Genomic DNA, 25,825 nt, shown 5'->3' with positions numbered 1-25,825 from the left:
CAGGGGCAGAACCGCTACTTTCCTTCGGGGACTTCGTAGGCGGGGGCGTCTTCTACCGTCACGTTTTCCGAGCCGATTTCGAGCGGTTGGCCGAAGGCGGCGCTGGCGGTGTCGGACGTGGCCATGAGCTCCTTGAACGATGCGGCGTCCTCGCCGGCCATCGGCATCATGACGTACACGTTGTTGCCGATGATCACCGGCGTGATGCGCTCGGGGCGGGCAGGCTCGCCGTCGGCGGCCTGCGCGGCGGGCTCGGCTTCCTCGCGCTTCATCTGCTCCATCATCTCGGCGCGCACGTTCTCGATCTGCGCGGCCGTCTCGGTCTTCCAACGATCCTTGCGCCACGCCAGGTAGTTCTTGTTGTAGCGCATCTGGATGACCTCGAGCACGATGCAGAACACCATGGCGAAGTACACGATGAGCTTCTCAAGCGGCATGTGGAACAGCTCGATGCCGGTGTGCACGCCCGCGCTGTCGATGACGAGCAAGCAGCCGATGGCCACGATGAACGTGAGCGCGAGCATCTTCATCTCGGGATGGTTGTTGATGAAGTCGGAGATGGAGTCGATGAAGATCATCATGAGCACGACGGCCGTCATCACGGCGATGATCATGATGATGAGGTGGTCGGCCATGCCCACGGCCGTGATCACCGAGTCGATGGAGAACACGACGTCCATCACCATGATGGTGCCCACCGCCTGCGGCAGCGTGATCATGTGCAGCGCCTTGTGCTCCTCGCAGTGCTCGGCTTTGAGCTCGGTGAGCCTGAGCGTGTCGCGCAGCTCGGCGATGCCCTTGTAGATAAGGTAGCCGCCGCCGATGAGCAGCACGAGGTCGCGCACCGAGAACCCGTGCGAGAACGCGCCCAGGTCGATGGTGAACAGCGGGGTGGTCATGTGCACGAGGTACGACGCGAAGCACAGGAACAGGATGCGCATGATCAGCGCGCCCGCCAGGCCCAGCTTGCGTCCGATATGCTGCTTTTCGGCGGGGAGGCGGTTCGTCGTGATCGAGATGAACACGAGGTTGTCCACGCCGAGCACGATTTCCAAGAATATGAGGCTGATCAGGCTGACCCATGCCTCGGGCGACGCGAAGATTGAAAGGTCCACTGGTTGTCTGCTCCTTGTTCGATGTTCTCGTCTTGACCGCGGTTCGCAGAATCCATAAAAAAAGACTCATGGCGCTGCTCCACGTGCGAGCTGCGCCATGAGTCTCGTTATTTCAGACACGCCAGGCTGTTCAGGCCATGATGTTGAACGTGCCGCTTGCGCACCCTTCGCGCAAGCCAACTACTCCCCCACGGGTGTCTGGTATCCTAACACGAGGCATCTTGCTCGGCAATGCTATACTACGCAAAGCACAAAAATCGCCCTACCCGATAAGACGAGAACGCACATCGCAGCAGGAGACGCAATGCTATTCAAGTCACGCAGAAACGAGTATGTGGACACGGAAGGCCCCGTGCGCTACCTGGACGGCAGCGGCCTCGAGCGTCCGCTCGACATGCCGAAGCCCCAGATAGCCGTTATGATCGGCTTCGTCGTGGTGGCCGCCCTCATCGGCGGGTACCTGCTGTTCACCATCATGGACAACGTGCAGGGAGGCGCCGCGCGAGCGCAGGCGAGCCTCGAGGAGAACCTCACGCGCGAGGTGCCCTACGACCTGCCGGCCCTCACCTCCTACATGAGCCTGAGCGACGAGGAGATCAAGCAGGCCGTGGCCGATGCGGGCTACACCGTCATCGACAGGGGCAGCCTGCAGGAAGACCCCGAAGCCCCCCTCGAGCTCATCAAGCTCCCCGCGGACGTGAGCGAGCTCGACGCGGCGGTGCTCTACCAGAAGGGCCTGGCGAAGCTCAGCGCGAGCGAGGCGGCCCTGCTGCTCAACGGGTCTTGGACCCTCGACACCGATCGCGAGGACGGCACGACGATGGTGCTGCACTACGCCGACTTCGCCTCGGGCAGCATCGACGCCGCGCTCGACGGCGCCATGGCGGCCGAAGGCTTCGACCCCGCCACCATCCCCGACGGCGGCTCGGGCGTGGACGAGGTGGGCAACACCTACAAGTCGGGCACCATCGACGTGGACGGCACCTCCTACGCTTGGCAGGTGTCGGCCGTCCCCCTGTCCGACAAGTACGACATCTCGGGCCTTCCCGACACGTCGGTCTACGTGGGCATCCGCCTGAGCGCCTAAGCGCGCACCGCATCGCACGCACGGCGGCCCCGCCGCATCCGCACCCCCGCATCGCGCCTCATGATGCGGGGGTGCTCCGTTTCTCCACTTCAACATTATTCTTACTTAAATACAGTAGAAAACCCTCGCCCCCGCTAGGGTTTATCCTCCTGCGCGCCCGGATATACCCCGATAGGCACAAGACCAGCTCAGGCGGATGATACGGAGCGAGGAAGAGGAGATTCCATGAAAGTATCGAGCGTCATAGCGGGTGCATCGGCTGCCTTGGTGGCATTCCAAGCCGTGTACTACGGTACCCGCGGCGAAGCCGACCTGCTGCGTCCTCCCGGGGCGCACGGCGAGCAGGACTTCGCATCGCGCTGCGTCAAATGCGGCAAGTGCGTCGAAGCCTGCCCCTACCTCGCCATCAAGCCGGCGCGCGGCAACGCGGGCATGGCCGTGGGCACGCCGATGATCGACGCCCGCGCTCAGGCATGCCGCCTCTGCGAGGACTTCCCCTGCGTCGACGCCTGCCCCACGAACGCCCTGCGCGACATCGAGCAGCGCTCCGACGTGAAGATGGGCGTCGCGGTGATCGACGAAGACCTCTGCATCGCGTTCCAGGGCATGCGTTGCGAAGTATGCTACCGCACCTGCCCCCTCATCGACGAAGCCATCACCATCGACTACCGCCTGCGCGAAGGCGACGCCATCCACACGATATTCGCTCCCGTCATCGACGAGGACAAATGCGTGGGATGCGGCTTGTGCGTCGAACGCTGCGTGGTGAGCGAGCCCGAGGTTGCCATCCGCATCGCGAGCGACGCGGAGCGGGCGCGGGGCATCGAGCCCTCGGCGTAACGGGCGCGCCGCAGCAGCGCTGCGCGCCTCTGAACCAGCTGCTAAACCGTTGGAGGTTTGGGACATAGTAGTGAGTAACGGGAGGAAAAGGAGGGATGTCATGGACATCTCAAGACGAGGATTCGTCAAGGCCACGGCCGTCGCGCTCGCAAGCGCCGCTGCGGCGGGCACCATGTCGTCGCTCGTAGGATGCGCAAGCGGCGAGGGTCAGACGACCACGGCCGCATCGGGCGACGGCCAGAAGTACACGGCCGTGTGCCGCTTCTGCGGCTGCGGCTGCGGCGTGATCTGCGAGGTCAAGGACAACAAGCTGATCAGCGTCACGGGCGACCCGGACAACGAGTCCAACAAGGGCCTCAACTGCGTCAAGGGCTACTACCTGGCGAAGATCCTCTACGGGGACGACCGCCTCACCACGCCGATGATCCGCGAGGACAAGTCGACGAAGGGCACCGAAGAGGGCCTGCGCGAGGCCACGTGGGACGAGGCGCTTGAACTCGTCGCCTCCAAGCTCAAGGAAACCTGGAAGGCCGACAAGAGCCGCATGGCGTTCTGGCTGAGCGGCCAGCAGCCCATCACGGAGGGCTACGCCTGCGCCAAGCTCATCAAGGCCGGCCTGCTGTCGAACAACGTCGACCCGAACGCCCGCCTGTGCATGGCCAGCGCCGTGGTGGCCTTCATGAACGTGTTCCAGACCGACGAGCCCGCCGGCTCCTACAGCGACCTCGACCAGGCCGACGTGTTCATCACCTGGGGCGCCAACATGGCCGAGGCGCACCCCATGCTGTACTCGCGCCTGACCGCCCGCAAGCTCCAGGGCAAGAACGTCAAGCACTACGATCTGGGCACCATCCGGACGCGCACGAGCGCGAGCGCCGACAAGACGATGATCTTCCATCCGAACACCGACCTCGCCATCGCGAACTGCATCGCCAACTACCTCATCCAGGAGAAGAAGTACGACGAGGCGTTCGTGAACGACCACCTGCAGTTCAAGCAGGGCACCGAGGACATCGGCAACTCCTTCGAGGACGGCTACGACAAGAGCGACATCGGCTCGAAGGTGGATGCCGTGTCCCCCATCACCTTCGAGGAGTACGCCGCGCGCCTCGAGCCCTACACCTTCGAGTACACCTCCGAGCTTTCCGGCGTGTCCGTCGAGGACCTCAAGGAGCTGGCCGGCGTGTTCGCCGACCCGAACAAGAAGGTCATGTCGCTGTGGACCATGGGCGTGAACCAGCACAACCGCGGCACGTGGATGAACCACAACATCTACAACATCCACCTGCTGTCCGGCAAGATCGCCCAGCCCGGCTGCGGCCCCTTCTCGCTGACCGGCCAGCCCACCGCCTGCGGCACCGCCCGCGAAGTGGGCACGTTCAGCCACCGCCTGCCCGCCGACCTGCTCGTGGCCAACGAGCAGCACCGCCGCTACACCGAGGCCATCTGGGATCTGCCCGAGGGCTACCTCGACGAGATCAAGGCGCCGGGCATGCACACGGTGAAGATGTTCCGCGAGCTGTCGAAGGGCAACATCGATTTCATGTGGAGCGCGCACAACAACTGGGCGCAGTCCATGCCGAACCTCACCCGCTTCCTGGGCCAGGGCACGGAGAACAAGGGCATCTTCGACGCGTTCATCGTGGTCAACGAGGTGTACCCCACCCTGTCCACCCAGTACGCCGACGTCGTGTTCCCCGTGGCGCTGTGGGTTGAGCGCGAAGGCCAGTTCGGCAACGCCGAGCGTCGCTCCGCCGTGTTCGAGAAGGCCGTCAACCCTCCGGGAGAGGCCAAGTGGGACCTGTGGGCGTTCATGGAGGTCGGCCGCCGCGTGCTCGAGGGCGAGAAGATCGACGGCAAGGACGCCTTCGACCACCTGTTCGGCTTCATCTACGACAAGGACGCCGCCGACTTCAAGAACGACGACCGCGAGACGAACCGCCTGCTGTGGGAAGAGTACCGCACGTTCTCGAACCCCGACATGAACGAGAAGGCCAAGGCCATCAACGACGACGCCGACGGCACGTTCAACGCGAAGCTCAAGATGGAGGCCAAGCAGCTGGCCCCCTACGAGGAGTACCTCTCCCATCACGGCATGACGTGGCCCGTGCGCAACGTCGACGGGAAGTGGGTGTCCACGAAGTGGCGCTTCGCCTCCGGTTCGCAGGAAGAGGGCTTCGACGAGATCGGCGTGAAGCAGTACGGCAAGGACGGCCTGGCGGGCGGCGTGAGCTTCTACAAGTCCGCCAACATGAAGCCCTCCGTGGTGTTCCGCCCCTACGAGCCGCCCGCGCAGACGCCTGACGACGAGTACCCCTTCTACTTCGTCACCGGCCGCCTGCTGGAGCACTGGCACACCGGCACCATGACCCGCCGCGTGCCCGAGCTCGACCGCGCGCTGCCTGAGGCCCTGCTCAACATGAATCCGGAAGACTGCAAGAAGCTCGATATCAAAGACGGCGACATGGTGAAGGTGAAATCCACCTACGGCGAGTTCGACATCAAGGTGTCCACCGCCGGGCGCACCGAGCCTCCCACCGGCGTGACGTTCGCCCCGTTCTTCGCCGAGGAGACCCTGGTCAACCTCGCCGTGCAGGACGTGTACTGCCCGCTCTCCAAAGAGCCCGACTACAAGAAGACCTGCGTTTCCATTACGAAGATCTAGGGGGAAGACGATGAAGAAGCACATGATAACCGCCGCCCTCGTGCTCGTGATGGCGATGGGTATGGGCGCGATTGCCGGCTGCAGCCAGGAAGCGCCGAAGGAAGACGTGAACGCGAACGTGCCGGCCGGTGCGCCGCCGCTCATGCCGACGAGCCATGACGGGCGCTTTGAGTCCCGCGGCGCGGCCGGCTGCTACGGCTGCCACGGCGCGAACGAGCAGGCCAACCCCATGCTGGCCAAGTCGACGGCGCTGCCCGAGGACCACTACGCGAACGGCGACGTGAGCTCGTACGAGATGGACCCGACGCACGAGCAGTGCATCACCTGCCACGCGCAAGCGTAGGCGCACGCCCCTGTCCCACGCGGCGGACGCGTCAACGAACGTCCGCGTTCCCTCCTCGCCTGCCCCTTCCTCGGAAGGGGCAGGCCCTCAGGGGGATCAGATGAACGAAGGTAAGGAACCCATCATGGTCATTTCGAGTTTGGTCGTGGAAACGATGCCCGAGCACACCGACGCGGTGGCGAAGGAGCTCGCGCAGCGCGAAGGCGTCGAAGTGCACGAGACGAACGGCTACAAGGTGGTGGTCACCATCGAGGCCGACACCGTGGACGACTCGCACGAGATTGCGAGCGCGTTCATCGGCATCGAGGGCGTGACCGGCATCAACCTCGTGTACGCGAACTTCGAGGACGATCCGACGCTTGCAAAGGCCGGGACGCGATGAGCGAAGCGTCCCCCGCATCGTCCAGGCGCGGCTTTCGCTGGGCGTGGGTGCGCCACGCCGTGCAGGTGCTGGCCCTCGCGCTGTTCGCGGCGCCGGTGCTCGCGGCCGGCTGGAGCCTGCTCGGCCTGTCGGTGGGCGGCGAGGAGCCCGCGGCCACGCCCGCGCAGCTGCCGTTTTTCGGCAGCCTGTCCTCCTCGTCGGTGGCGGGCGTGAACGTGCTCGACCCCTTCGGCATGCTGCAGGTGGCCGCCGCCTCTAAAACGTTCGAGGTTGACTGGCTGCTGGCCGCGCTGCCGGTGCTCATCGTGTACGGGTTGATTCGCGGGCGGGCGTTCTGCGGCTGGGTGTGCCCGGTCAACCTGCTGATGGAGATCGTGGACGCCGTGCGCCGCAAACTGCGCATCGAGGTGCGGGAGATGCCGGTGCCGCGCCATGCGAAGCTGTGGATCGCGCTCGCGGTGCTGGCGCTGTCGGCGTTGACGAGCGTGCCGGTGTTCGAGGCGTTCTCGCCCATCAGCGCCATCAACAAGGGCATCCTCTTCGGCGCCGTGACGGGGCTGTGGGTGCTCGCGGCCATCGTGGCGGTGGAGCTGTTCTGGGGCCACCGCGTGTGGTGCCGCTCGCTCTGCCCGCTCGGCGGCTTCTACGAGGCGCTCGGGCGCGTCGGGCAGGTGAACGTGAAGCTCGACCGCGACGCGTGCATCCATTGCGATGCGTGCAAGCGCTCGTGCTTGTCCGACCCGGCCATCCTCGACCCGGTGCTCACCGAGCGCGACGTCATCGTGCGCGCCGGCGACTGCATGGCCTGCGGCTCCTGCATCGACGCCTGCCCCACCCGCGCCCTCTCGTTCACGCTGGGGCGAGTGGGGAAGTAGATTTCGCCAACTTGTGGCGCGCCTGAGCGCAGGTGGGCGAATGGGGTCCTGCGCGCCGATCATACGACCTGCGGGTTACTTGGTCGGCACGCAAGACCTCGCCGGCACGACAGCACTCGAGCGCGCCATGGGTGGATGGGAGCCGGGCGCGCCATGGGTGGGCGAGGGTGGGTGTGGGTGCGCTCTACACGTTTAGCAGTTTGTGCCTTAGGGCGTAGTCGACCAGGTCGGCGCGGGTTTTCAGGCCGAGCTTCTGGTAGATCTTCGAACGGTGGGCCTCCACCGTTTTCACGGAGAGGAATATCTGCTCCGAGATCTCCTTGTTCGTGAAGCCCTTGGCCAGCAGCTGGAGGATTTCGAGCTCGCGATTGGAGAGCTGCTGGTAGGAGCGATCCTCCTCTTCGCCGCCGGTGACGAGCTGCTTCGTGAGCATCGCCGTCATCTTCGGGTGGATGTAGCTGCCGCCTTCGGCCACCGCGTGCACGGCCGCGATGAGCTCTTCGGACGTCGAGTTCTTCAGCACGTAGCCCGCAGCTCCCCCGCGCAGCGTGTAGAACAGGTACTCGGGCTCGGCGAACATCGTGAGGATGACCACCTTCGTGCAGGGGAAGTCCTTGGCGATCTTCTCGCAGGCCACCAGGCCGCTCTGTCCCGGCGGCATGGAGATGTCCATGAGCAGGATGTCGGGCTTCTCCCGCGCGACGACGGCGTACGCCTGCGCCCCGTCGGCCGCTTCGGCCACCACGCGCACGTCGGGATCTTGCTCGAGGATCATCCTGAACCCCGTTCGCACGACCTCGTGGTCGTCCGCCAGCATAACGCGAATCATGCGCCCGCCCCCTTAGCTTTCCACCACGTGCATCGGCGCCACCAACGTCATGGTGGTGCCGCGCTCGCTCGACTCCATCGTGAGCCGCGCGCCGATGACGCTCGCGCGCTCCTGCATGCCCACGAGGCCGCACCCGCTGCCCTTGACCTCGGGCTTCTCCACGTTGAAGCCGCAGCCGTGGTCGATGACGGCCACGTGCAGCCACCCGCCCGTGTCCTCAAGCGTCACGATCACCTGCTCGGAGCCGGAGTACTTGCACGCGTTGAGGATGGCCTCTTGGCAGATGCGGTACGCCTGCGTCTCGAGCGCCTGGTCGAAGCGTTCGCATGACAGGCTGCCCTCGAAGACGATCTCGGAGCCGTAGGTGCGCTCGAACACGGCCGCCTGCGAGCGCAGCGCCGCGACGAATCCCAAATGATCGAGGGCCGACGGGCGCAGTTCCACCGACAGGTTGTGCAGCTCGTCGAGGATGCGGTCGATGTCGTGGCCGGCTTCGGCGAGCAGCGCCGTGCCCTCATCGTCGACGTGCGGCGCGAGGCGCTTGAGCACGAACGACATGGTGAGCAGCTCTTGCGCGATGCCGTCGTGCAGCTCGCGCGAGATGCGCTTGCGCTCGTCTTCCTGCGCGGCGATGACGCGCGAGAGCTCCGAGCGGACGAAGATGGGGTTCGTCTGAGAGTCGGCGCGCTTCTCGGCCGCGATGCTCTCGAAGTTCATGAAGTCGTCCGACACCACCGTGAGGTCGCATAGTTCGCCGTGCAGATCCTCGATGGCCTGGCGGTACACCGCCTCGTGCCGATCGCTCACCGTGCGGAAGGCGCACAGCAGCACGGCCACCACGCGCCCTTCGCGCGTGAGCGGCAGAGCGCAGAAGCTGTGCAGGTCCTCGGCGAACACGATGGGATACGACGAATACTCGCGCGGGTCGATCTCCTCGTCGATGTTCGTGAACATCATGGGCTTGCCGGCCTTGATGGTGATGCCGCCGATGCCGTGGCCCGGCGACAGCACGATGCGCCGATGGCGCTCGCCGGTGGCGCCGGCGCTGTAAATCCACTTGAGCGGCGCGCCGATGAACGCCGTCAAGCCGATGGACACGAAGTCGAACCCGTGACGCTCCTTGAGGTCGTTGACCGCCTTCGCGTACTCCGCACGCTCGCCTGCCAGATCCTGTTCGCTGAAATTGGACGCACCCACGGCGTCTCCCCCGTTTCCGTTGCTTGTTCCCACCTGCCAAACCGCCATTATCCCCTACTTCGGCCCGATTTGCACGGGGCGGCTTGCTTGAACTGCTCAACGATGCGTGTAATCAGCCATACGACAGGCGCCCGCAGCTCCGCTTTCCCTGATCAGAAGCTCGTTTTCGTCATCGATTCCGCCGAGGGCCAGCACGGGAACCCGCGCGCGCTCCACCGCCGCACGCAGAAACGGCAGGCCCTGCGCCGTGGCGGCCGGCTTGCACGAAGGGGCGAAGACGGGGCTCGCCACGAGCACGTCGGCCCCCAACCGCTGCGCCTCGGCCACCTCGTCGAGGGCGTGCACGTTCGTCCCGACGCAGGCGAATCCCGCCGGGCGGCCGAGGGCGCGCAGCTCCGGCAGCGGCAGGTGCACCGCGGCGACGCCGAGGCGCCGCGCGACGTCGACGTGCGTATGGACGACGAACGCGATGCCGGCCCGGGCGCACGCCGCGGCGGTCGCGCAGGCGAGGCGCTCGTAGGCCGCGACATCGAGGTCCTTCTCGCGCAGGACGACCGCGTCGACGGCGCCCTCCGCCGCAAGCCGCTCCACCTGGTCGGGCACCGGCCGGGCGCAGCCGCGGCGGTCGGTGATCCACACGCGGGCGAACGCCGGCGGCATCGGCAGCGCGTGCGTCGCGGACGCGTCCGGGTCACACGCGCACATAGTCGTTCGTCACCGGCTCGAGGCCGCGCGCCCGCAACGCGGCGCGCACCGCGGCCACGTCGCGCCCGTCGGCGATCTCGAACTGATCGTCGCCCTCCTCGGCTTCGTTCGCGTGCTCGCCCACGCCCGTCGACACGCCGGCCGATATCTTCGTGGCGGCGATGCCCATGGCCTCGTCGCGGAAGCCGGCGCGCTCGCGCGACGAGATGGTGAGGCCCGCCTGCGGCAGGAACAGCCGGTAGGCGCACATCACCTGCAGCAGCTGCCGCTCGCCCACGTCGCGCGGCCCGATGCGCCCGTTGCCCACGATAGGGCGCAGGCGCGGGCACGACAGCGAGAGCTCCGCGTGCGGGTAGGCGCGCTGCAGCAGCCACGCGTGCAGCCCGCAGGCCAGCGCGTCGCGACGGAATTCGCCGAGGCCCAAAAGCGCGCCGAACGCCACGCCCCGCATGCCGCCTTCGAGCGCGCGCTCCTGGGCGTTCGCGCGGTACGGGAACACGCGCTTGCGCCCCGCCAGGTGCAGCTTGCCGTAGAGGCCGCTGTCGTAGGTCTCCTGGAACACGGTGACGTAGTCTGCGCCGCAGGCGCGCAGGCGGGCGTACTCGTCCACGTTCATCGGATACACCTCCACGCCCACCGTGCGGAAGCGCTCGGCGGCGAGCGCGCAGGCCTCGCCGATGTAGGCGACGTCGGTGCGCGCGCGGTCCTCGCCCGTGAGCAGCAGGATATCCTCGAGGCCGGTGGCCGCGATGGCGTCGAGCTCGCGGATCATGCCCGCGCGGTCGAGGCGGGCGCGGCAGATGTCGTTGTCGCGGTTGAAGCCGCAGTACACGCAGTGGTTGTCGCAGTAGTTCGCCAGGTAGAGCGGCGTGAACAGGTACGCCGTGCTGCCGAACCAGCGTCGGCGCACGCGCTGCGCCGCATGCGCCATCTCCTCGAGGAAGGGCGCGGCCGCGGGCGCGAGCAGCGCGCCGAAGTCCTCGGGGGCGAGGCGCTCGGCCGCGAGCGCGCGGCGCACGTCGGCGGCCGTGACGGCCTCGAAGTCGAACGCCGCCGTGCGCGCGAGCAGCTCCTCGAGCACGCCCGACGCGGTGACGTCCATGTCGGGCAGGTAGGCGAGCGGGTCGATGCCGCCGTCGCGCGCCACGTCGGCGGGATCGACAGCGGCCAGCTGCGGGAAGCGGGCGGGCACGGGGAACGCGGAAGGTTTCGCCATGGTTCCCCCTTCAGTCCGCGAGAAAGCCGGTAAGGGGCGAGGAAGCCTCGGCGCGGTCGAGCACGCGGCCCATGCCGGCGCGGTACCCCGCGCGTCCCGCTTCAACGGCATGCTTGAACGCGGCCGCCATGAGGGGGACGTCGCCCGCCGTGGCAACCGCCGTGTTCGCCATCACGGCCGTCGCGCCCAGCTCCATGGCCTCGCACGCCTGGGACGGCCGGCCGATGCCCGCGTCCACGATGACGGGCACGTCCACCTCGTCGATGATGATCTTGATGAAGTCGCGGGCGGCCAGGCCCTTGTTCGACCCGATGGGCGCCCCGAGCGGCATGACGGCCGCGGCGCCGGCACGCACGAGGTCGCGCGCGCAGGTGAGGTCGGGAAACATGTAGGGCAGCACGACGAAGCCCTCCTCGGCCAGAAGCGCGGTGGCCCGCACCGTCTCGGCGTTGTCGGGCAGCAGGTAGGCAGCGTCGCGGATGACCTCCACCTTCACGAAGTCGCCGCAGCCCATGGCCCGCGCGAGCCGCGCGATGCGCACGGCCTCCTCGGCCGTGCGCGCCCCCGACGTGTTCGGCAGCAGCGTCACGCCCGCGGGGATGGCGTCGAGGATGCTCTCCTGCTGCGAGGTGTTCGCGCGGCGCACCGCCAGCGTGACGATCTGCGCGCCCGCATCGCGCACGGCGGCCTCCACGAGCTCGAGGTTGAACTTCCCCGACCCCAGAATGAAGCGCGAGGTGAACGTGCGGCCGCCAAGCGACCAGGTATCCGGTTCGTATGCCATCGATCTCTTTCCTCCCCGGCCGCCGGGCGGCCGCGTCTCGTCGTTTCGTCAGTCCCCTTCGAGCCCGAGCGCCAGGCGCACCGCCACGAGCGCCTGCTGCGCCGCGCACAGCGCCACGCGCGGGGCGTACAGCGCCGCATCGGCCACGTCCGTCGCGCCGTCGCCGCACACGTACAGCCGCCGGCCCGCCCGGCGCGTGACCACGGCCTCGGCCGGGCCCGCGCCCGCCATGCCGTTGCCGGCCACCACCGTGGCCTCCGTGCCCGTCAGCAGCGCGTTCACGAGTTCGGCCTTGCATGCGGCGTCGTCGAACGCCTCGCACACGATGTGCTCGCCCGCGAACAGCGCCGCCGCATTGCCGGCGTCCACCCGCACGCAATCGAGCGCGAGCTCGAGCTGCGGGTCGATGCGCAGCAGCTGCTCGGCCAGGGCGTCGGTCTTGCGGCAGCCGAGGTGCTCGCGGAAGTAGTGCTGCCGGTTGAGGTTGCTCTCGTCCACCCGGTCGAAGTCCACGAGGTGGAGCATGCCCACCCCCGAGCGCGCCAGCATGACGGCGATGTGCGACCCGAGGCCGCCGAGGCCCGCCACGCCCACGCGTGCTTCCGCCAGGCGCTCCCGCTCGGTCGCGCCGATGCGCCGCGTTAGCGCGTCCATCAGCCGCCTCCCACGAACCGCACGACTTCCAGCACGTCGTCCTCCTCGAGCACCGTGGCGGCGTACGCGTCGCGGCCCACGATGCGCCCGTTCAGCTCGCACGCCACGCGCGTCGCGTCCAGGCCGTCGGCCGCCAGCGCCTCCGCGAGCGTGCGTCCGTCCACGTCGCTACGTTTTTCGCCGTTCACCTGCGCCATCATCGCCTCCCTTCCGCCCCTTCAGGGCACAAAAAAAGCGCGCACGAAGCAGATCGCACCCGAGGTGGTGCGCCCCTTCGTACGCGCATGCGTACTCTCACGGCTGCTAGGATACCGAAAGACGCCCCGTCCCGCAACGCGCAACCGGCGAGCGGCAGGGGCCCGCAACCGTGCGCGCCCTACCCGTGCGTCACGATGCGGTACCGGTTGGAAAGGCGGGAGCCGTCTTCGGCGTAGCGCGACTCGACCGTCAGATAGCCCTTTCGCTTCAACTCCCGAACGGCGAGCTTGATCGCATCGTCGCTATATCCGGACAACGCGCTCATCTGGCGCTTCGACAATATCGCGCCGCCGTCCTCGCCCGAATGCGCGGCGATCATGCCCAGCACGCACAGCTGCGCGGGCGACAGATGCTCCTTGATACCGATCGCACCGATCCTCATCGGCATCCCCCTCCCCGCCCGCGCCGCATGCGCGCATCGTCGAACGGAGGCGAAACGCGCGGCGCGGCATAGCGGCCGCGCACTTCAGCGAGCTCGCGCTCCAACGCGCGCGAACGCTCGCGCTCGCGGATCAGCGCAAGAGCGCTCGCACGCCTCCGCTGGTCGAGCAGGCCGACGAACCGCCGTATCTGCAAGCCGATGAGGAGGGAGAACGGCACCAGCACGAGCACCACGTAACCCATCGGCGACTTGAAGAACTCGAACACGTACCCCGCTTTGGGAATGCGGAACGCGTACCGCCCCACCACCCGGCTGAACGGCGCGGGGTACGCGTCGTCGTCGCCGGTGGTGGTGCCGTACGTGACGAACGCCCGCTCGCCCTCGTACTCCGTGATATCGCGGATCTTGTGGGTGAACACTTCGCCGTAGCTGTCGGGGTCGACGGACGCGAACGTCACGATGTCGCCCGGCTGCAGCGCGGCGGGATCGACCGCGCGCGACACCGCGATGTCGCCCACCTCGAACTCGGACTGCATGGAATCAGACAGCACGATGTAGGGCTTCCACCCCAGCAGGCTGGCCTCGCTCCGCCCCGACACGAGCGTCGTCGCCACCACGACCACCGTGAAGCACACCGCACACGCGAATACGACCGTGGTGAGGACGTTGAAAAGCATGGGTAAGGTTTTGCGGGCAGACACGAATCTCCTCAGATGACAGGGAGCAGGGGGTGCGGCGCCCCCTGCTCGATGGACTTATACCGTGTTTTCGTTGATGGGCGCGTCGTTGAACGAGGCCACGAACTCGTAGAGACGGGCTGGAGCCGTGACGCTTCCATGGTTCGCGCATCCTTCGACAACGCAGCTCTTCGCATAGGCGAAGGCGCCGAGCCCGCCCGCGAATCCGTCGTCCTTCTCCGCGCCCGCCACCGTGATCGATCCGTAATTGGCGCAATCGACGAGACTGATCACGTCAACCTGCTCGCTATCGTCCACGGTGATGGAGCCCCAGATGCCTCCGGCGTGCCACTTGTTCACCGTGACATCGGCCCTGTTGATGCAGTTCTCGAACGTGATGGAGGAGCCGTTCGGCCCCCAACCTTGCCCGAGAATGCCGCCGGCCACCATGCCCCTTTTGCTTCCGACGTCTTGATTCGACATGATCGAACCGCTTACCACCTCGATGTTCTCGAATGCCAAGGGGGCACAGCCGTCGCCGACGACGGCAGATGTCGCATAGCGGCCCTGGAGGTCGCAGTTCTCGATGCGGAGGTTCTTGATGGCGGCGTTCTCCGCATAGCCGAACAGCGCAACCCCTCGCGTGGGATCGCTCGAAGAAGGGTTGCTCGATGCGGCGAGGTTCCTGATGGCATGTCCCTTGCCGTCGAACGTGCCCGTGAACGCGTTATCGCCGCCGATGGGAGTCCACGCGTTGCCGCCGAGGTCGACATCGGCCTGAAGCTCGATCGCAATGCCTGCTCCCGACGGCCCCTTTTGGAGCGTATCGTCTGCCACCGCTTGCGCGATCCAGGCAAGGTCGGAACCGGTCGAGATGCGGTAGACGCCGTTTTCATCCGGCACGACCTCCGTCGTCGTGACGCCGTCCCAAGCGTAGGCGGCGTCTGCGTCGTAGTCGGCGCTGCCGAAGCCGTCGGCCTCGACCGCCGCTTGCGTGGCGACGAGGGCGACGTCCGCCTCGAAGCTCGTCCCCTGGAATTCGTTGCCCGCCGCCTCGTTCATGCCGTACACCAGCATGAACTGAGCGGAATCGCCGGGATTGAGCACGAACTCCATGGCGTCGGCCTTCGCCAGCAGCTCATCCCAGGTGCACGGGTCGAAGCGCCCCGTCACGGCACCGCCCTCGACGCGCACGAAGTCGAACCACAACGCATCCGTCAGGTCTCCCTGAGCGGTGAGCGACAGCTTCACCTTCATGGACAAGGAAGACTCCCCGCTGGAAACGGTGAGCAGCTTGGCGTTGCTGATGCCCGGCTCCCACAACGCGTCGTCGATGATCGGGCCGGACGCTTCCTTCAGATCCGTTCCCGCTCCGAATTTCAGCTCGGTTCCCTTGCCGAGAACCTGCGCGCTGTCCGCCACCACCGTGGCGCCGTTCTCCATGTCCAGCGCCTGCGACACGGCGGAGAGCTGCAGCGTGCCCGCCTGTATCTTGTTGCCCTTGTTCACCACGCTGTCGGTGAACCAGGCGAACGTGAGGCCCAGCAGCAGCGCCACCGACGCCACGATGAGCACCGCGCTCGCAACGAGCTTTCTGTTGTTGGTCTGTTCCATGTATCCTCTTTCCCGGTTTCTCCCGCGGAAGCTACGCCAACACGTCCACGCCGTCGATGATCAGCTTGTTTCCCGTCAGGTTTGCGTAGAGGTTGATCGGGGCGTTGTCGCGGTCGACCACCTCGCCGTTGTAGACGAACGTGCAGCCCTGGCAGGTGATGGTGTTGTCGTTGCTTCGGATGCTCAGCAGCGTCTGCTCGTTCGAGTTCGTCTCGACCGCTTCGATGCGGCAATTCGAAAACTCGATTGTGCTTCCACCTGCATCTTCGTTGATCACCACCGTGGAAAAGCCGTTCGAGCCCCCTTCGGATTTATCGTTCGTCCCGATGAGGGTGCAGTTTTCAAACGTCGCACGCGTCGAGGGCGACCACGTCTGGAACGCGCACCATCCATCGAGAACCGTGTTCTTCACGGTGAGCTCGACGTTTTCGTTCTCGCTCGCAACGTTGAGCGCGTACGAGCTTGCGGAAACGGAGCAAGCGTCCAGCGTCAAGCGAACGTCGGCATTGCCGTAAAACGACATCCCGCGCGTATAGGCCCCGGCTTCAGGCCCCTTGACGTCAACGCCCCTCAGCGTAATGCTGACCGGTTCGCTCTGGTGCGAGACGTCGACGACCCGGTCCGCCCCGTCGGGAACCACGAGCGCGTTGCCGTTGCCCTGGATGACCACGTCGCCTTCGAGCTTCAGTATTTCGTCCAGAACGACGTCCTGCTCCAAGGAGACGCTCTGCCCGCGTTCCAGCGCCTTCTTCAGGTCGTCGCCGCTCGAAACCGGAGCGAAGTCCACGTCGGCGTCCTTGTCGTAGTCGCTGGCGCCGAAGCCGTCGGTTTCAACGGGGGCCTGCGTGGCCGTCAGCAGGATGTCGAAGTCCACGACGGCGCCCTGGTAGTCGTTGCCCGCGCCGGTGTTCATCTTGAGCACGACGTTCACGGCGTCGCTTTCGGCGCCCACGGCAAGATCGCCCTCGGCCAACGCCTTCCCGCCAGACGCGAACTCGGCCAAGGTTCCCACCGGCGTATCGGCGTCCGTGGCAGCACCCTCATGATCGAGCACGTACACGTCGATGGCATGCTCGATACCCTTGCTTTGGCTCATGTCGCCGAACTGGAAGCCCAGCTTGTACTTGACGGCGAGCGTGCCGTCGTTCCTCACGGCCAAAGCGGCGTTGGTGGCATAGCCGGGCTCCCACCGGTCGTAGTCGAACACGGGGTCGGCCGATGCGCTGATATCCGTCCCGTTCTGCAGCAGCGCCACCTGCAGCGTGCCCGCCTGTATCTTGTTGCCCTTGTTCACCACGCTGTCGGTGAACCAGGCGAACGTGAGGCCCAGCAGCAGCGCCACGGACGCCACGATGAGCACCGCGCTCGCAACGAGCTTTCTGTTGTTGGTCGTTTCCATATGATTCTCTTTCTTGTCGTTTCGGTTCGGAGGAAAGGCGTCCTTCGCCTTCAGCGTGCAATCGGGTATGAGCGCATCACCCCCCTTCCCCGCCGTTCGCAGCCTGCACCGCGTCGGCGCACAGGTCGAACTCGATGCCGTCGCCCTGGCGGACGTTGCCCGCCCCCTCCCGCAGATGCACCGAGACGACGAGCGTCTCGGTCTGGCCGGGGGCGAGGACCGTCGGCGAGGTGCAGGAGCCGCGTTGCGCGAACTGCTCGGCAGTGCCCGAGAACAGCACCGCATCGCCGAGCAGCACGGTGAATTCCACGTCATCGACGGCGCTCCCCTGAAGATTTCCCAGGTAGATGCAATAGCGAACAGCAGCCGACCCCGTATTGGCGACGGCAAGCTCCTCCGTGACGGCCCGGCCCGGCTCCAGCAGCGCCGAGCGGTCGGAGAATGCGGGCGAGCCGCCGTTGAGGTCGAGGGAGACGGTTCCCGTGTCGAAGGTGTTCCCGCGCACGCTGGCGCGCGTCGCAAGCAGCGCCCAGGCGAGCACCGCGACGAGCGCAACCGCCGCAACGGCCGCAACCAGGCGGAGCGCCCGCATGCGCCGATCCCCCGACCTCCTCGCAACGACGAAGGCGGCGGCGAGCATGCACAGCAGCGCGAGGAGCGCGACAACCATGCTGAAAGCGTCGCCCGTCTTCGCCAAAGGGGCCAGCTTCCCCTCGTCGGATGCGTCCACCGACCAATGCAGGTCGATCTGCGCATGGGCTCCCTGGAACTCGTTGCCGGCCGCCGCATCGAGCGATACGGTAACCCGGCACGCGAGCACGGTCTCCCCCGCCTCGTTGTCGGCAAGCCTGAACAGGGCGGGCTCCTGCGCCAACGTACGCACCGGCCCGTCGTACACCACCGCCCCCGCGGCGTCTTCCACGCGCGCGTGCAAGGCATCGGCCAGCCCTTGCTCGTCCGAAACGAGCTCAGCGGAGAATCGAATATCGAGGGAGGAGGTATGGGCGACCCTGACGGCGAAGTCGCGCGATTCCGCGTCGCCGGGAAGCATGCCCGCCACCGCAAACCGCTCGTTGGCCGAAGGCGCGCCCGCGTACAGCTCCACCGAGGCGGCGCCGTCGTCCGCGAAAGCCGGCTTCGCCGAAGCGAACAGCGCAAGGCAGCACGCCGCGCATGCGGCGACAAGCGCCGCGGCAGCGGCCGTTCCCACCGTTTCGATTGAAATGTGTCGTCGCGTCGATTTCAGTCCGGTCCCTCATCATGGCGCAGGCACGGGCTAGCCAAGCCCCCCTCCTGGAGGCGCTCCGCGTTGCCTATGCGATTGATATTTGAATTGCTGCAAGTAATCATAGAGCCCCCCCCCGCAGACAATCGACATCGGCGTTTCTTACCCCGGGGTAATCTTGATTTTTTCGATCAGGGAGCATCGGCTGTCCGAATTCGCAGTACAGAGCGTCTTTTTCGCACAGCGCATCAATGAAGAAAGGGCCGCATGCGGCCCTTTCTTGGAGGGAGGGGAACGAGGAGGAGGGAGGGGCTCCTCGTGATCCGTGGAGGGAGGGGTTGGCGGGCCTAGAGGGTGGCCACCGTCTTGCCCGCGAGCCAGCCGTGGGTCATCGCCATGCCCACGGAGTTGCCCGCGAACGGCGTGCTGTAGCCGAAGCCGTAGCGCCCGCCCAGGCAGTTGCCGGCCGCGTACAGGCCCTTGATGGGGGTCCAATCGGTTTTGAGCACGTTCTGATCCTCGTCGGTGACAAGGCCCGACATGGTCACCATCATGGGCGTGGAGCTGTGGGACAGCTGGCTCTTGCCGCCGTAGTACGGCGGGGTGTCGATGGGCAGCATGTAGGCGGCGTCCTTGCCGAAGTCGGTGTCGCCGTCGGCGCTCGCGCACAGCTCGTTGTAGTGCTCGATGCTCGCGACGAACTGCTTGGCCGCGTCGCCCTCGTAGCCCAGGATGGCGGCCAGTTCCTCGAGCGTGTCGGCGGCGAACACGGTGCCCTTCATCATCTTGCGCTCGGCCAGGTTCGCGCCCACCACCTCGTAGCCTTCGGGGTTGCCCACCTCGACCTTCGCCATGTCGGCCTCGAGGGCGTCCATGTAGTCGTCCATGCCGAAGTTCGGCGCGCCGTGGTCGAGCGGGGCCTTGCCCACGAGGTCCTTCCAGTTCGCATCCGACACCCAGGCGCACAGGCCGTGCGGCTGGCGCAGGCCCACGGGGCCGAGCTGCGGGATGGCGCCCTCGTTGCAGAAGCGCTTGCCTTCGGCGTTGATCATGAGCGTGGGAGCCGTGCCCCACGGGCCGCTCGCGCCGCCGCCGAGGCCCATCCAGCCGCGCGGGCTCGGCTCGATCATGCCGCCGGCCCAGCAGCCCATCTTGTGCGCGGCGCCCGTGCGGAAGCCGGTCTGCGTCCAGTCGTCCTTCGTCGCGCCGCCGCGCTCGCCCCATTCCATGCCTTCGTTGAGCAGGGCCCAGCACATGGCCGGATCGCCGATGAAGTCGCCGGCCGCCAGCACGACGCCCTTCGTGGCGTTGAACTTCACGTACCCATCGGGACCCTTCGCGATGAGACCGCACACGTCGCCCGCGTCGTTCTGCACGAGCACGGTGCCCGTGTGCTGGAAGAACCACTCGGCGCCGTTTTCCTGCGTGTGCTTCACGATGTACTTGTGCACGAACTCGATGTTGTTGCCCTGGTAGCCGTAGAACTGCGCGTTGCAGGGCCAGGTCTTGTAACCGCCGCACTCGATGGGGTAGCTCACGTTCGCGCCGCTCCACGCCGCCTGCGTGTTGCACAGCGGGTACTCGAACATGTTCGACATGTCGAAGGTGCCCTCGTCCGGCACGTCCACGCCGGGAATGACCACCTGCGTGTCCTTCATGAACACGGCGCTGTCGTTGGCCTTGCGCTCGGCCTCGTAGCTGTCGTAGATCTCCTTGTAGCGGTCGAACATGGGACCCGAGCTCTGCACGTAGTTGCGCAGCAGGCCGGGGTTCACGCGGCCGCCGGCGCGCTTGCAGAACTCGGCCGTGATCTCGCCGGTGTTGTAGGGGCCGAAGCCGCGGTCGATGAGGAACTGCGAGTTCACGTGGCCCACGTCCTCGCCGTACCAGCCCGCGAGGTTCGTGCCGCTCGTGTTCTCCTCGTCCACGTAGCTCGTCCAGGGCTGCATCTCGATGACGGCCACCGTGGCGCCTTCGTCCACCGCGCCGCACGCCGCCATGAGACCCGCGTGCCCGCCGCCGAACACCACCACGTCGAACGTCTTCTCGTCCACGATATCGCTGTCGGCGATTTCCGGCGCCGCGCCCAGCCAGTCGCCGGGGCCGCAGTAGCCGCGCACGCGGCCGTCGTCGGTGAGGCCCGAGAACGCCGTGGGCTCGCTCGCGCCGCCGCCCGGTCCGCCGGGGCCGCCCTCGCCTTCGCCGCCTTCCTTGGCCTCGGCCACCTCGGCCTTGTCGGTGGTGCTCGTGACAGCCGTCGTCTGCGGCGCGCATCCCGCCAATCCGAGCGCGGCGAAGCTTCCCATAGCCGCGGCGCCCATGAGGAAATCGCGACGCGTCAACTCTTCTCCCATGTCCTTCCCCTTTCCTATTCTTGTCGAGCTTTCGGGCCGTACCGCCCGTTGACCTGCATCATCCGCCCATCGACGACCCGCGTCCTCACCCTGCGAGGACCCAAAGCCCCGAAAAGGGCGCACTTCACCCGTCTCGGGTGAGCGGGATGGGGCCCGACGCCTTGCGCGCGGGACGCTGGGTGCGTACCATGAACGGAAACGCTGACGCGAGGGATCGACGACCCGGCTCGATTCGCCCGAATCGAGCCGAGGCAGCAGGGAAAAGGGAGAGGGGAATTAGCCATGGCGAAAGGACGCGCATCGGCGCAAGATATCGTGTTCTGCATCGTGCTCGGGTTGTTCTGGTCGTGGAACTGGATCATCTACCAGAGTCCGACGAGCCTCACCGTGGCGCTTGGGCCCGTCGCGCTGCCGTCGCGCTTTCTGCTGCTGCTCTCGTTCGCCGTCACGGGGTTCGTCCTGTTCCTCCTGCGCTACCTGGGCGACGGCGGCACGCGGGCGCAACGGCGCGTCCGGCGCTACGCGCTTGCCGCGGGGCTCGGCGCGGTCATCCTGCTCACCGACCTCGCGGACGGCAGCTTCGACGGCGAGCTGGGCGGCGCGCCCTTCGCCGTGCAGTCCGTGGCCATGGGCGTGGCCAGCGCGTTTCTGTACGCCGAGATCGGCGAGCTGTTCGGATCGATGGGGGCCACGCGGCTGCGCTTCATCTCCACGGCGGCCATCGCGGCGCTCGTCATCTGCGTGCCCGTGCAGATATCGCTGTACTGGATCGGCGGCAACACGCGCGAAGGGCTCATGGTGGCCTTCCTCGTGCTCGTGCCGCCCGTGCTCGACCGGCTGCGCAAGCACTACAGTCTCAAGGAGGCGCGCAAGGTGGAGCGCGCCCGCATCCCCGTGAAGTTCGTGCTCACCCTGCTGCTGGCGGGCCTCGCCCTGGGCATGCTGCAGGGCATCTTCACGCAGATCACCGCCGCCGAAGGGCACAGCGCCCTCAACCCGCAATCGGCCATCGGCTTCCTGCTGGCCGCAGGCGCCGCCGCCGTGGTGGTGTTCCGCGGGCGGCTCGACTTCAACCGGCTCATCTACCAGACGGGCATCCCCCTGCTCGCGCTCGGGTTCACCATCGTCGCGCTCAACGGCAACGCGTTCGTCGGGTTCATGCTGTGCGTGGCCGGCTACTACATGACGCAGGTGGTGCTGTGGGTGCTGTGCGTGTACCTGGCCACCCAGTCGCGCGGCATGGTGCGCTGGCTGTTCGCGCTCATGGGCTGCATGATGGCGCTCGGGCAGGCCGTGGGGCTCATATCCATCGACACGTTTTTGTACGGGCTCGACCACGAGGCGTCGGTGCTCATGGCCACCTCGTTGCTGCTCGCGTGCCTGTTCATGTCCACGAGCGAGTCGCCCTACGAAAGCTGGGGCATGGTGCGCCCGGCCGAGCATGCCGCCGAGGGCGACATCGACACGGCATGCCGGACGCTCGCGCTCGACAACCTGCTGACCGCGCGCGAAACCGAGATCCTGCCCTTCCTGGCGCAGGGCCGCAGCCGCAAGGTCATCGCCGAGAAGCTCGTGCTGTCGGAGAACACCATCAAAACCTACATCTCGAACGTGTACAGCAAGCTGGGCGTGCACACCCAGCAGGAGCTCATCGACCTCGTGCAGAAGAAGGGCCGCGAGGCGGGCGGCGACGCCGCGCAGCTGTGAGGCCGATGACGGACCGGCGCCGCTAGCGCGCCCAGGCGAACAGGCCCTGCTGCGTGAGGCGGTAGGCGCCCCCGTCGTGCGCGACGTCGCCCGCGCGCTCGAGTTCGGCCAGCTCACGGGCCACCTCGGCGCTCATCGGGCCGCACGCCCGCACGTAGTCCTCCTCGGCGAAGCCGCCGCCGAACGCCAGGCGGTTGCGCACGAACAGCAGCGCGCGGGCGCCCTCGTCGAGCTGGGCGACCGCGGCCACCGCATGCTGCGGCTCGGCGCTGTGGGCCGCGTAGACGGCGAAGTCGGACGTGTTGACGTAGGACAGCCCGTGGTAGCAGCTGCGCGCGTCGATGCCGAGGCCGATGAGCGCCGCGCCCTGCCCGAGCGCCACGGCGAACTCCTCGCGATGGAGCTCGTCGCGGGCGAAGCGGCCGGGAGCGTACTGGACGAACCCGTACGAGGAAAGGCGCTCGCACGCGGCGTCGTAGAGGCGGCGCTGCGCCTCCTCGTCGAGCACGCCCTCGTCGGCGGCGAGCAGGGGCTCGAGCGTGAGGTGCGCGGGCTCGATGCCCGCCACGGAGCGCAGCGTGCGCATGAGCGAGGCCTCCGTCTGCCCGGGGATGCCGTAGCGCAGGGCCACGTCCACGTTCCCCAGGTGGAACTTGTCGAGGAACAGCAGCGCGTTTTGCACCTGCACGCTGTCGAAGGGCCGATCGAGCGCGACAAGCTCCTCGGGCTGCACGCTGTCGGCGCGCAGGATCACGCGGTTCACCTTGCCCTGCCCCCATCCCGTGAGCGACGGCACGCCCACCGTGTGCGGCACCGCCTCGAGCGACACCTCGCAGTCGTCGGCGAGGTGGAACAGCGCGCGCAGGTCGAGCAGCAGCTCGCCCAGCTTGTCGGGGCTCATGATGGAGGGGCTGCCGCCGCCCACCTTCACCGCGCGGATCACGGCGGGGCGCGTCTCGGGGGCGACGGCGCGGGCCTCGGCGCGCAGCGCTTCGAGGTAGCGCATGCGCGCCGCCCGATCCCCCACGAGACGGTGGCCCGTCGTGAAGGGCCGCTCCTCGCTCACGAAGGGGATGTTGACGAACAGGACCGCGTCCCGCGAAATGGCTTCCATGGCTCCTCGCTCTCCGCCCGCCGCCGGGCGCTCAACCGCCGTTGTCTCGCCTCCCATCTTCGAGGACGAAGGGGGCGCGCACCATACCCGTTCCGGGTGAATTGGCGCGAATTCGCGCGATTCTCCTGCGCAGACAAGCGGATGACGAACCGTTTCGCCATCGCAACCGCACGCGGGCGGCGCTGCGGTAGGCTGGGTGCATGTTGCATCCGAACACCGAGCCGAAAGGAGACGTCCATGGAGTACAAGACGGGCGACAAGCCGGGCGTGGGACGCTACCGCTGCGAGAACTGCGGGTACGTCGTGCGCATCACGAGCGAGACCGAGGCGCTTCCCGCCTGCCCCAACTGCGGGCACCACGAGTTCAAGAAGCTCGAGGACGAGGACTAACCCCACGGGGGCTCGCATCATACGGGCCCCTTTTTCACGGCAGCGCCCCGATGCGGGTATACTGGATGCACCCGAGGAGAGAGGTGCTTCATGCAAGCGAACACTGCCAGCATCAACATCGGCGTCATCATGATCGCCCTGCTCACGTTCGTCGCCTTCGTCGTCCTGGTCATCTGGCTGCTCTACCGGGCCGCCTGCGCGTTCGACGACGTGCGCTACCTTGCCGAGCGCGCCGAGAAGGGCGACGCCGCGCAACGCCGTTCGTCTCCTTTGCGCTATTTCGTGATCGTGGCGGGCATTTTCCTCGCCCTTTCCTGGGCGATGGCCGCCTTCAACATCAACCCCTTCGCCGCATTCGGGTGGATCACGCTGTACTGACGAACAAGGGCCCGCATGATGCGGGCCCTTGGCAATGCTGCGATGCGGGGATGCGCTAGGCGATCGGCGGGGTGCCCTCGTAGTTGCCCACGATGGCCTCGATCTGGACCTTGGCGTCGCCCGGCAGGGTGGACACGCCGGTGACGCGACGAGCCGGCACGCCGCCCGGGAAGAACGTCAGGTAGGCTTCGTTCACGGCGTCCATGTCGGCGAGGTCGAGCACGTAGATGTTGACCTTGACGACGTCCTCCATCACATGGTCGACGCTCTCGATGATGGCCTTGATGTTCTGCAGGGCCTGAGCGGTCTGCTCCTTCACGCCGGCGGCCATGGCGCCCGTGGCCGGGTCGATGCCGAGCTGCGCGGAGATGTTGTTGTAGTGCGAGAACGCGACGGACTGCGTGGCCAGCGGATCGCGCGGGGCGGCGTCCGTGTTGACGGCCTCGATGATGAGACCGTGACGGGCCTCGATCTCCTGCGGCGGCGTGCCGTCGCCGTGCGAGGCCACGGCCTCGATCTGCACGAGCGCGCCCATGGGCAGCGCGGCGACCTCGACCACGGTGCGCGCGGGCACATAGGCCACGGCGCGGGCGATGGCCGAATCCGGGAAGAACGTCGAGTAGACTTCGTTCACGGCGTCGAGATCGGAGAGGTCCTGCAGGAAGATGGTCACCTTGACGATGTCGTCGAAGGGCACGTCGATGCTCTCAAGGATGGCCTTGATGTTCTTGAGGCACTGAGCGGTCTGCTCCTTCACGCCGCCCACCACGAAACGGCCCGTCTTGGGGTCGATGGGGAGCTGGGCGGTGAGGTTGTTGTAGTGCGAGAACGCCACGGTCTGCGTGGACAGCGGGCTGATGGGGGCCGCATGCGTGTTGTTCGTCAGCTTGATGAGGTCGCCGGCCTGCGGCTCGTTGGGGATGGTGCCCTCGCCGTTGGTGAGGAGCGCCTCGATCTGCATGTCGGCGTCCATCGGCAGCGCGGCCACGGCCACCACGGTGCGGGCGGGAACGTAGGTCGGGAAGAATTCGGTGAACACGGCGTCGATCGCGTCGACGTCCTGGATGTCGCGCACGAAGATGGTAAGGCGCACGACGTCGTTCAGGCTATGGTCGATGCTGTCGACGATGGCCTCGAGGTTCTCGAAGCACTGGACGGCCTGCTCGGCAATGCCGCCTTCCACGAGTTCGCCCGTCGCCGGGTCGATGGGAAGCTGCGCCGAGATGTTGTTGTAGTGGGAGAACGCCACCGTCTGAGAAGACAGGTCGCTCTTCGGAGCAAGATCCGTGTTCCTCGCCAATACTACGTTATCGCCCATAAATAGTACCCTCCCTTTCGGAATTGGTTGCATGAGGTGCGTAACCGATGAGCGGATGCTCACCATGCAGCGCAGTATACAGACTTTTTGTTCATCTGCAACATAATGTTTACGAATAGTTTTGGGCGTTTTTCAGCGTTTCTAGTGCATCTGCACAATTCTGTAAAACAGCCGGTTTCGCGGTTATGCAGTTTTCTGTATATGTCTGGATGGCCGCTGAATGAGAAATGGAACCGGATGGGATTAGTTGCAAAGTCCGCTTGATGCGTCTGATTAAAAGCGTTCGCGCGCCCGCCCCGCCGAGACGCGTCGCCCCC

Annotated in this window: 25 protein-coding genes; 9 read left to right on the top strand and 16 right to left on the bottom strand. The window is 66.7% G+C overall.

The window, feature by feature from the left end; genetic code table 11:
* Positions 1-14: 14 nt before the first annotated feature.
* The gene (locus C1876_RS14825; protein ID WP_114547499.1) at positions 15-1,115 is read right to left on the bottom strand and encodes a TerC family protein; all 1,101 of its coding nucleotides are present in this window, start codon (positions 1,113-1,115) and stop codon (positions 15-17) included.
* A gap of 304 nt (positions 1,116-1,419) precedes the next feature.
* On the opposite strand from C1876_RS14825, the gene C1876_RS14820 reads away from it, so the two are divergent.
* From C1876_RS14820 to C1876_RS14795, 6 genes are all read left to right on the top strand, one after another.
* Positions 1,420-2,202, top strand: a complete 783-nt coding sequence (locus C1876_RS14820; protein ID WP_114547498.1) for a teichoic acid transporter — start codon at positions 1,420-1,422, stop codon at positions 2,200-2,202.
* Between the two features lie 225 nt (positions 2,203-2,427).
* The gene (locus C1876_RS14815; protein ID WP_114547497.1) at positions 2,428-3,042 is read left to right on the top strand and encodes a 4Fe-4S dicluster domain-containing protein; all 615 of its coding nucleotides are present in this window, start codon (positions 2,428-2,430) and stop codon (positions 3,040-3,042) included.
* Between the two features lie 100 nt (positions 3,043-3,142).
* Positions 3,143-5,707: a molybdopterin-dependent oxidoreductase gene (locus C1876_RS14810; RefSeq protein ID WP_114547496.1), complete on the top strand. Its 2,565-nt coding sequence runs from the start codon at positions 3,143-3,145 to the stop codon at positions 5,705-5,707.
* Between the two features lie 10 nt (positions 5,708-5,717).
* On the top strand, positions 5,718-6,050 hold the full coding sequence (locus C1876_RS14805; RefSeq protein WP_114547495.1) for a hypothetical protein: 333 nt from the start codon (positions 5,718-5,720) through the stop codon (positions 6,048-6,050).
* A gap of 124 nt (positions 6,051-6,174) precedes the next feature.
* Positions 6,175-6,432, top strand: coding sequence for a chaperone NapD (locus C1876_RS14800; protein ID WP_114547494.1), 258 nt, complete (start codon positions 6,175-6,177; stop codon positions 6,430-6,432).
* Positions 6,429-7,307, top strand: a complete 879-nt coding sequence (locus tag C1876_RS14795) for a 4Fe-4S binding protein (RefSeq protein ID WP_114547493.1) — start codon at positions 6,429-6,431, stop codon at positions 7,305-7,307. The genes C1876_RS14800 and C1876_RS14795 overlap by 4 nt, the downstream gene beginning before the upstream one ends.
* A gap of 184 nt (positions 7,308-7,491) precedes the next feature.
* Here C1876_RS14795 and C1876_RS14790 read toward each other — a convergent pair whose 3' ends face one another.
* The 13 genes from C1876_RS14790 to C1876_RS14735 form a co-directional block, all read right to left on the bottom strand.
* Positions 7,492-8,136, bottom strand: coding sequence for a response regulator (locus C1876_RS14790; RefSeq protein WP_114547492.1), 645 nt, complete (start codon positions 8,134-8,136; stop codon positions 7,492-7,494).
* Positions 8,137-8,148: 12 nt separating this feature from the next.
* Positions 8,149-9,333, bottom strand: coding sequence for a GAF domain-containing sensor histidine kinase (locus C1876_RS14785; protein WP_114547491.1), 1,185 nt, complete (start codon positions 9,331-9,333; stop codon positions 8,149-8,151).
* A 96-nt stretch (positions 9,334-9,429) separates the two neighbouring features.
* Positions 9,430-10,038, bottom strand: coding sequence for a thiamine phosphate synthase (locus C1876_RS14780; protein ID WP_114547490.1), 609 nt, complete (start codon positions 10,036-10,038; stop codon positions 9,430-9,432).
* Positions 10,025-11,254 (bottom strand): 2-iminoacetate synthase ThiH, encoded by a 1,230-nt coding sequence (gene thiH / locus C1876_RS14775; protein ID WP_114547489.1) that lies wholly within the window; start codon positions 11,252-11,254, stop codon positions 10,025-10,027. Before thiH ends, C1876_RS14780 begins: the two co-directional genes overlap by 14 nt.
* A 10-nt stretch (positions 11,255-11,264) precedes the next feature.
* Complete coding sequence (locus C1876_RS14770; protein WP_114547488.1) at positions 11,265-12,038, bottom strand: thiazole synthase; 774 nt, start codon at positions 12,036-12,038, stop codon at positions 11,265-11,267.
* Positions 12,039-12,086: 48 nt separating this feature from the next.
* Positions 12,087-12,692 carry a sulfur carrier protein ThiS adenylyltransferase ThiF gene (gene thiF / locus C1876_RS14765; RefSeq protein ID WP_114547487.1) on the bottom strand — a complete coding sequence of 202 codons (606 nt, stop codon included), beginning with the start codon at positions 12,690-12,692 and terminating at the stop codon, positions 12,087-12,089.
* Positions 12,692-12,889: a sulfur carrier protein ThiS gene (thiS, locus tag C1876_RS14760; protein ID WP_114547501.1), complete on the bottom strand. Its 198-nt coding sequence runs from the start codon at positions 12,887-12,889 to the stop codon at positions 12,692-12,694. Before thiS ends, thiF begins: the two co-directional genes overlap by 1 nt.
* A gap of 179 nt (positions 12,890-13,068) precedes the next feature.
* Positions 13,069-13,332, bottom strand: a complete 264-nt coding sequence (locus C1876_RS14755) for a helix-turn-helix domain-containing protein (RefSeq protein WP_158544709.1) — start codon at positions 13,330-13,332, stop codon at positions 13,069-13,071.
* Positions 13,329-14,009: a signal peptidase I gene (locus tag C1876_RS14750; protein ID WP_114547485.1), complete on the bottom strand. Its 681-nt coding sequence runs from the start codon at positions 14,007-14,009 to the stop codon at positions 13,329-13,331. Before C1876_RS14750 ends, C1876_RS14755 begins: the two co-directional genes overlap by 4 nt.
* A gap of 78 nt (positions 14,010-14,087) precedes the next feature.
* Positions 14,088-15,623: a SipW-dependent-type signal peptide-containing protein gene (locus tag C1876_RS14745; RefSeq protein ID WP_114547484.1), complete on the bottom strand. Its 1,536-nt coding sequence runs from the start codon at positions 15,621-15,623 to the stop codon at positions 14,088-14,090.
* Positions 15,624-15,654: 31 nt separating this feature from the next.
* Complete coding sequence (locus tag C1876_RS17660; RefSeq protein WP_158544708.1) at positions 15,655-17,022, bottom strand: TasA family protein; 1,368 nt, start codon at positions 17,020-17,022, stop codon at positions 15,655-15,657.
* 76 nt (positions 17,023-17,098) lie between these two features.
* Positions 17,099-18,232, bottom strand: a complete 1,134-nt coding sequence (locus C1876_RS17655) for a hypothetical protein (protein ID WP_158544707.1) — start codon at positions 18,230-18,232, stop codon at positions 17,099-17,101.
* 362 nt (positions 18,233-18,594) lie between these two features.
* Positions 18,595-20,601: an FAD-binding protein gene (locus tag C1876_RS14735; RefSeq protein ID WP_114547482.1), complete on the bottom strand. Its 2,007-nt coding sequence runs from the start codon at positions 20,599-20,601 to the stop codon at positions 18,595-18,597.
* A 282-nt stretch (positions 20,602-20,883) separates the two neighbouring features.
* Here C1876_RS14735 and C1876_RS14730 point away from each other — a divergent pair, with 282 nt between their 5' ends.
* Entirely contained in the window at positions 20,884-22,308 is a 1,425-nt protein-coding gene (locus C1876_RS14730; RefSeq protein ID WP_114547481.1) for a helix-turn-helix transcriptional regulator, read from the top strand.
* Between the two features lie 22 nt (positions 22,309-22,330).
* Here C1876_RS14730 and C1876_RS14725 read toward each other — a convergent pair whose 3' ends face one another.
* Entirely contained in the window at positions 22,331-23,422 is a 1,092-nt protein-coding gene (locus C1876_RS14725) for a hypothetical protein (RefSeq protein WP_114547480.1), read from the bottom strand.
* Between the two features lie 237 nt (positions 23,423-23,659).
* On the opposite strand from C1876_RS14725, the gene C1876_RS14720 reads away from it, so the two are divergent.
* Positions 23,660-23,812, top strand: coding sequence for a zinc ribbon-containing protein (locus C1876_RS14720; protein ID WP_114547479.1), 153 nt, complete (start codon positions 23,660-23,662; stop codon positions 23,810-23,812).
* Between the two features lie 90 nt (positions 23,813-23,902).
* Complete coding sequence (locus C1876_RS14715) at positions 23,903-24,190, top strand: hypothetical protein (protein WP_114547478.1); 288 nt, start codon at positions 23,903-23,905, stop codon at positions 24,188-24,190.
* Between the two features lie 55 nt (positions 24,191-24,245).
* Here the strand turns inward: C1876_RS14715 and C1876_RS14710 are convergent, their stop codons facing one another.
* The gene (locus C1876_RS14710) at positions 24,246-25,508 is read right to left on the bottom strand and encodes a RidA family protein (RefSeq protein WP_114547477.1); all 1,263 of its coding nucleotides are present in this window, start codon (positions 25,506-25,508) and stop codon (positions 24,246-24,248) included.
* Between the last annotated feature and the right edge of the window lie 317 nt (positions 25,509-25,825).

Source organism: Eggerthella sinensis (assembly GCF_003339815.1).
GTDB lineage: Bacteria > Actinomycetota > Coriobacteriia > Coriobacteriales > Eggerthellaceae > Eggerthella > Eggerthella sinensis.
This window is presented reverse-complemented; position numbering and strand designations above follow the sequence as displayed.

Bases quoted from the DNA above. Each gene is read 5' to 3' on its own strand.
- thiF (WP_114547487.1), bottom strand. From the start codon at position 12,692: ATGGACGCGCTAACGCGGCGCATCGGCGCGACCGAGCGGGAGCGCCTG.
- C1876_RS14730 (WP_114547481.1), top strand. From the start codon at position 20,884: ATGGCGAAAGGACGCGCATCGGCGCAAGATATCGTGTTCTGCATCGTG.
- thiS (WP_114547501.1), bottom strand. From the start codon at position 12,889: ATGGCGCAGGTGAACGGCGAAAAACGTAGCGACGTGGACGGACGCACG.
- C1876_RS14735 (WP_114547482.1), bottom strand. From the start codon at position 20,601: ATGGGAGAAGAGTTGACGCGTCGCGATTTCCTCATGGGCGCCGCGGCT.
- C1876_RS14805 (WP_114547495.1), top strand. From the start codon at position 5,718: ATGAAGAAGCACATGATAACCGCCGCCCTCGTGCTCGTGATGGCGATG.
- C1876_RS14720 (WP_114547479.1), top strand. From the start codon at position 23,660: ATGGAGTACAAGACGGGCGACAAGCCGGGCGTGGGACGCTACCGCTGC.
- C1876_RS14790 (WP_114547492.1), bottom strand. From the start codon at position 8,136: ATGATTCGCGTTATGCTGGCGGACGACCACGAGGTCGTGCGAACGGGG.
- C1876_RS14780 (WP_114547490.1), bottom strand. From the start codon at position 10,038: ATGTGCGCGTGTGACCCGGACGCGTCCGCGACGCACGCGCTGCCGATG.
- C1876_RS14810 (WP_114547496.1), top strand. From the start codon at position 3,143: ATGGACATCTCAAGACGAGGATTCGTCAAGGCCACGGCCGTCGCGCTC.
- C1876_RS14725 (WP_114547480.1), bottom strand. From the start codon at position 23,422: ATGGAAGCCATTTCGCGGGACGCGGTCCTGTTCGTCAACATCCCCTTC.
- C1876_RS14795 (WP_114547493.1), top strand. From the start codon at position 6,429: ATGAGCGAAGCGTCCCCCGCATCGTCCAGGCGCGGCTTTCGCTGGGCG.
- C1876_RS14820 (WP_114547498.1), top strand. From the start codon at position 1,420: ATGCTATTCAAGTCACGCAGAAACGAGTATGTGGACACGGAAGGCCCC.
- C1876_RS14715 (WP_114547478.1), top strand. From the start codon at position 23,903: ATGCAAGCGAACACTGCCAGCATCAACATCGGCGTCATCATGATCGCC.
- C1876_RS14770 (WP_114547488.1), bottom strand. From the start codon at position 12,038: ATGGCATACGAACCGGATACCTGGTCGCTTGGCGGCCGCACGTTCACC.
- C1876_RS14755 (WP_158544709.1), bottom strand. From the start codon at position 13,332: ATGAGGATCGGTGCGATCGGTATCAAGGAGCATCTGTCGCCCGCGCAG.
- C1876_RS14815 (WP_114547497.1), top strand. From the start codon at position 2,428: ATGAAAGTATCGAGCGTCATAGCGGGTGCATCGGCTGCCTTGGTGGCA.
- C1876_RS14750 (WP_114547485.1), bottom strand. From the start codon at position 14,009: ATGCTTTTCAACGTCCTCACCACGGTCGTATTCGCGTGTGCGGTGTGC.
- C1876_RS17660 (WP_158544708.1), bottom strand. From the start codon at position 17,022: ATGGAAACGACCAACAACAGAAAGCTCGTTGCGAGCGCGGTGCTCATC.
- C1876_RS14710 (WP_114547477.1), bottom strand. From the start codon at position 25,508: ATGGGCGATAACGTAGTATTGGCGAGGAACACGGATCTTGCTCCGAAG.
- thiH (WP_114547489.1), bottom strand. From the start codon at position 11,254: ATGGCGAAACCTTCCGCGTTCCCCGTGCCCGCCCGCTTCCCGCAGCTG.
- C1876_RS14745 (WP_114547484.1), bottom strand. From the start codon at position 15,623: ATGGAACAGACCAACAACAGAAAGCTCGTTGCGAGCGCGGTGCTCATC.
- C1876_RS14800 (WP_114547494.1), top strand. From the start codon at position 6,175: ATGGTCATTTCGAGTTTGGTCGTGGAAACGATGCCCGAGCACACCGAC.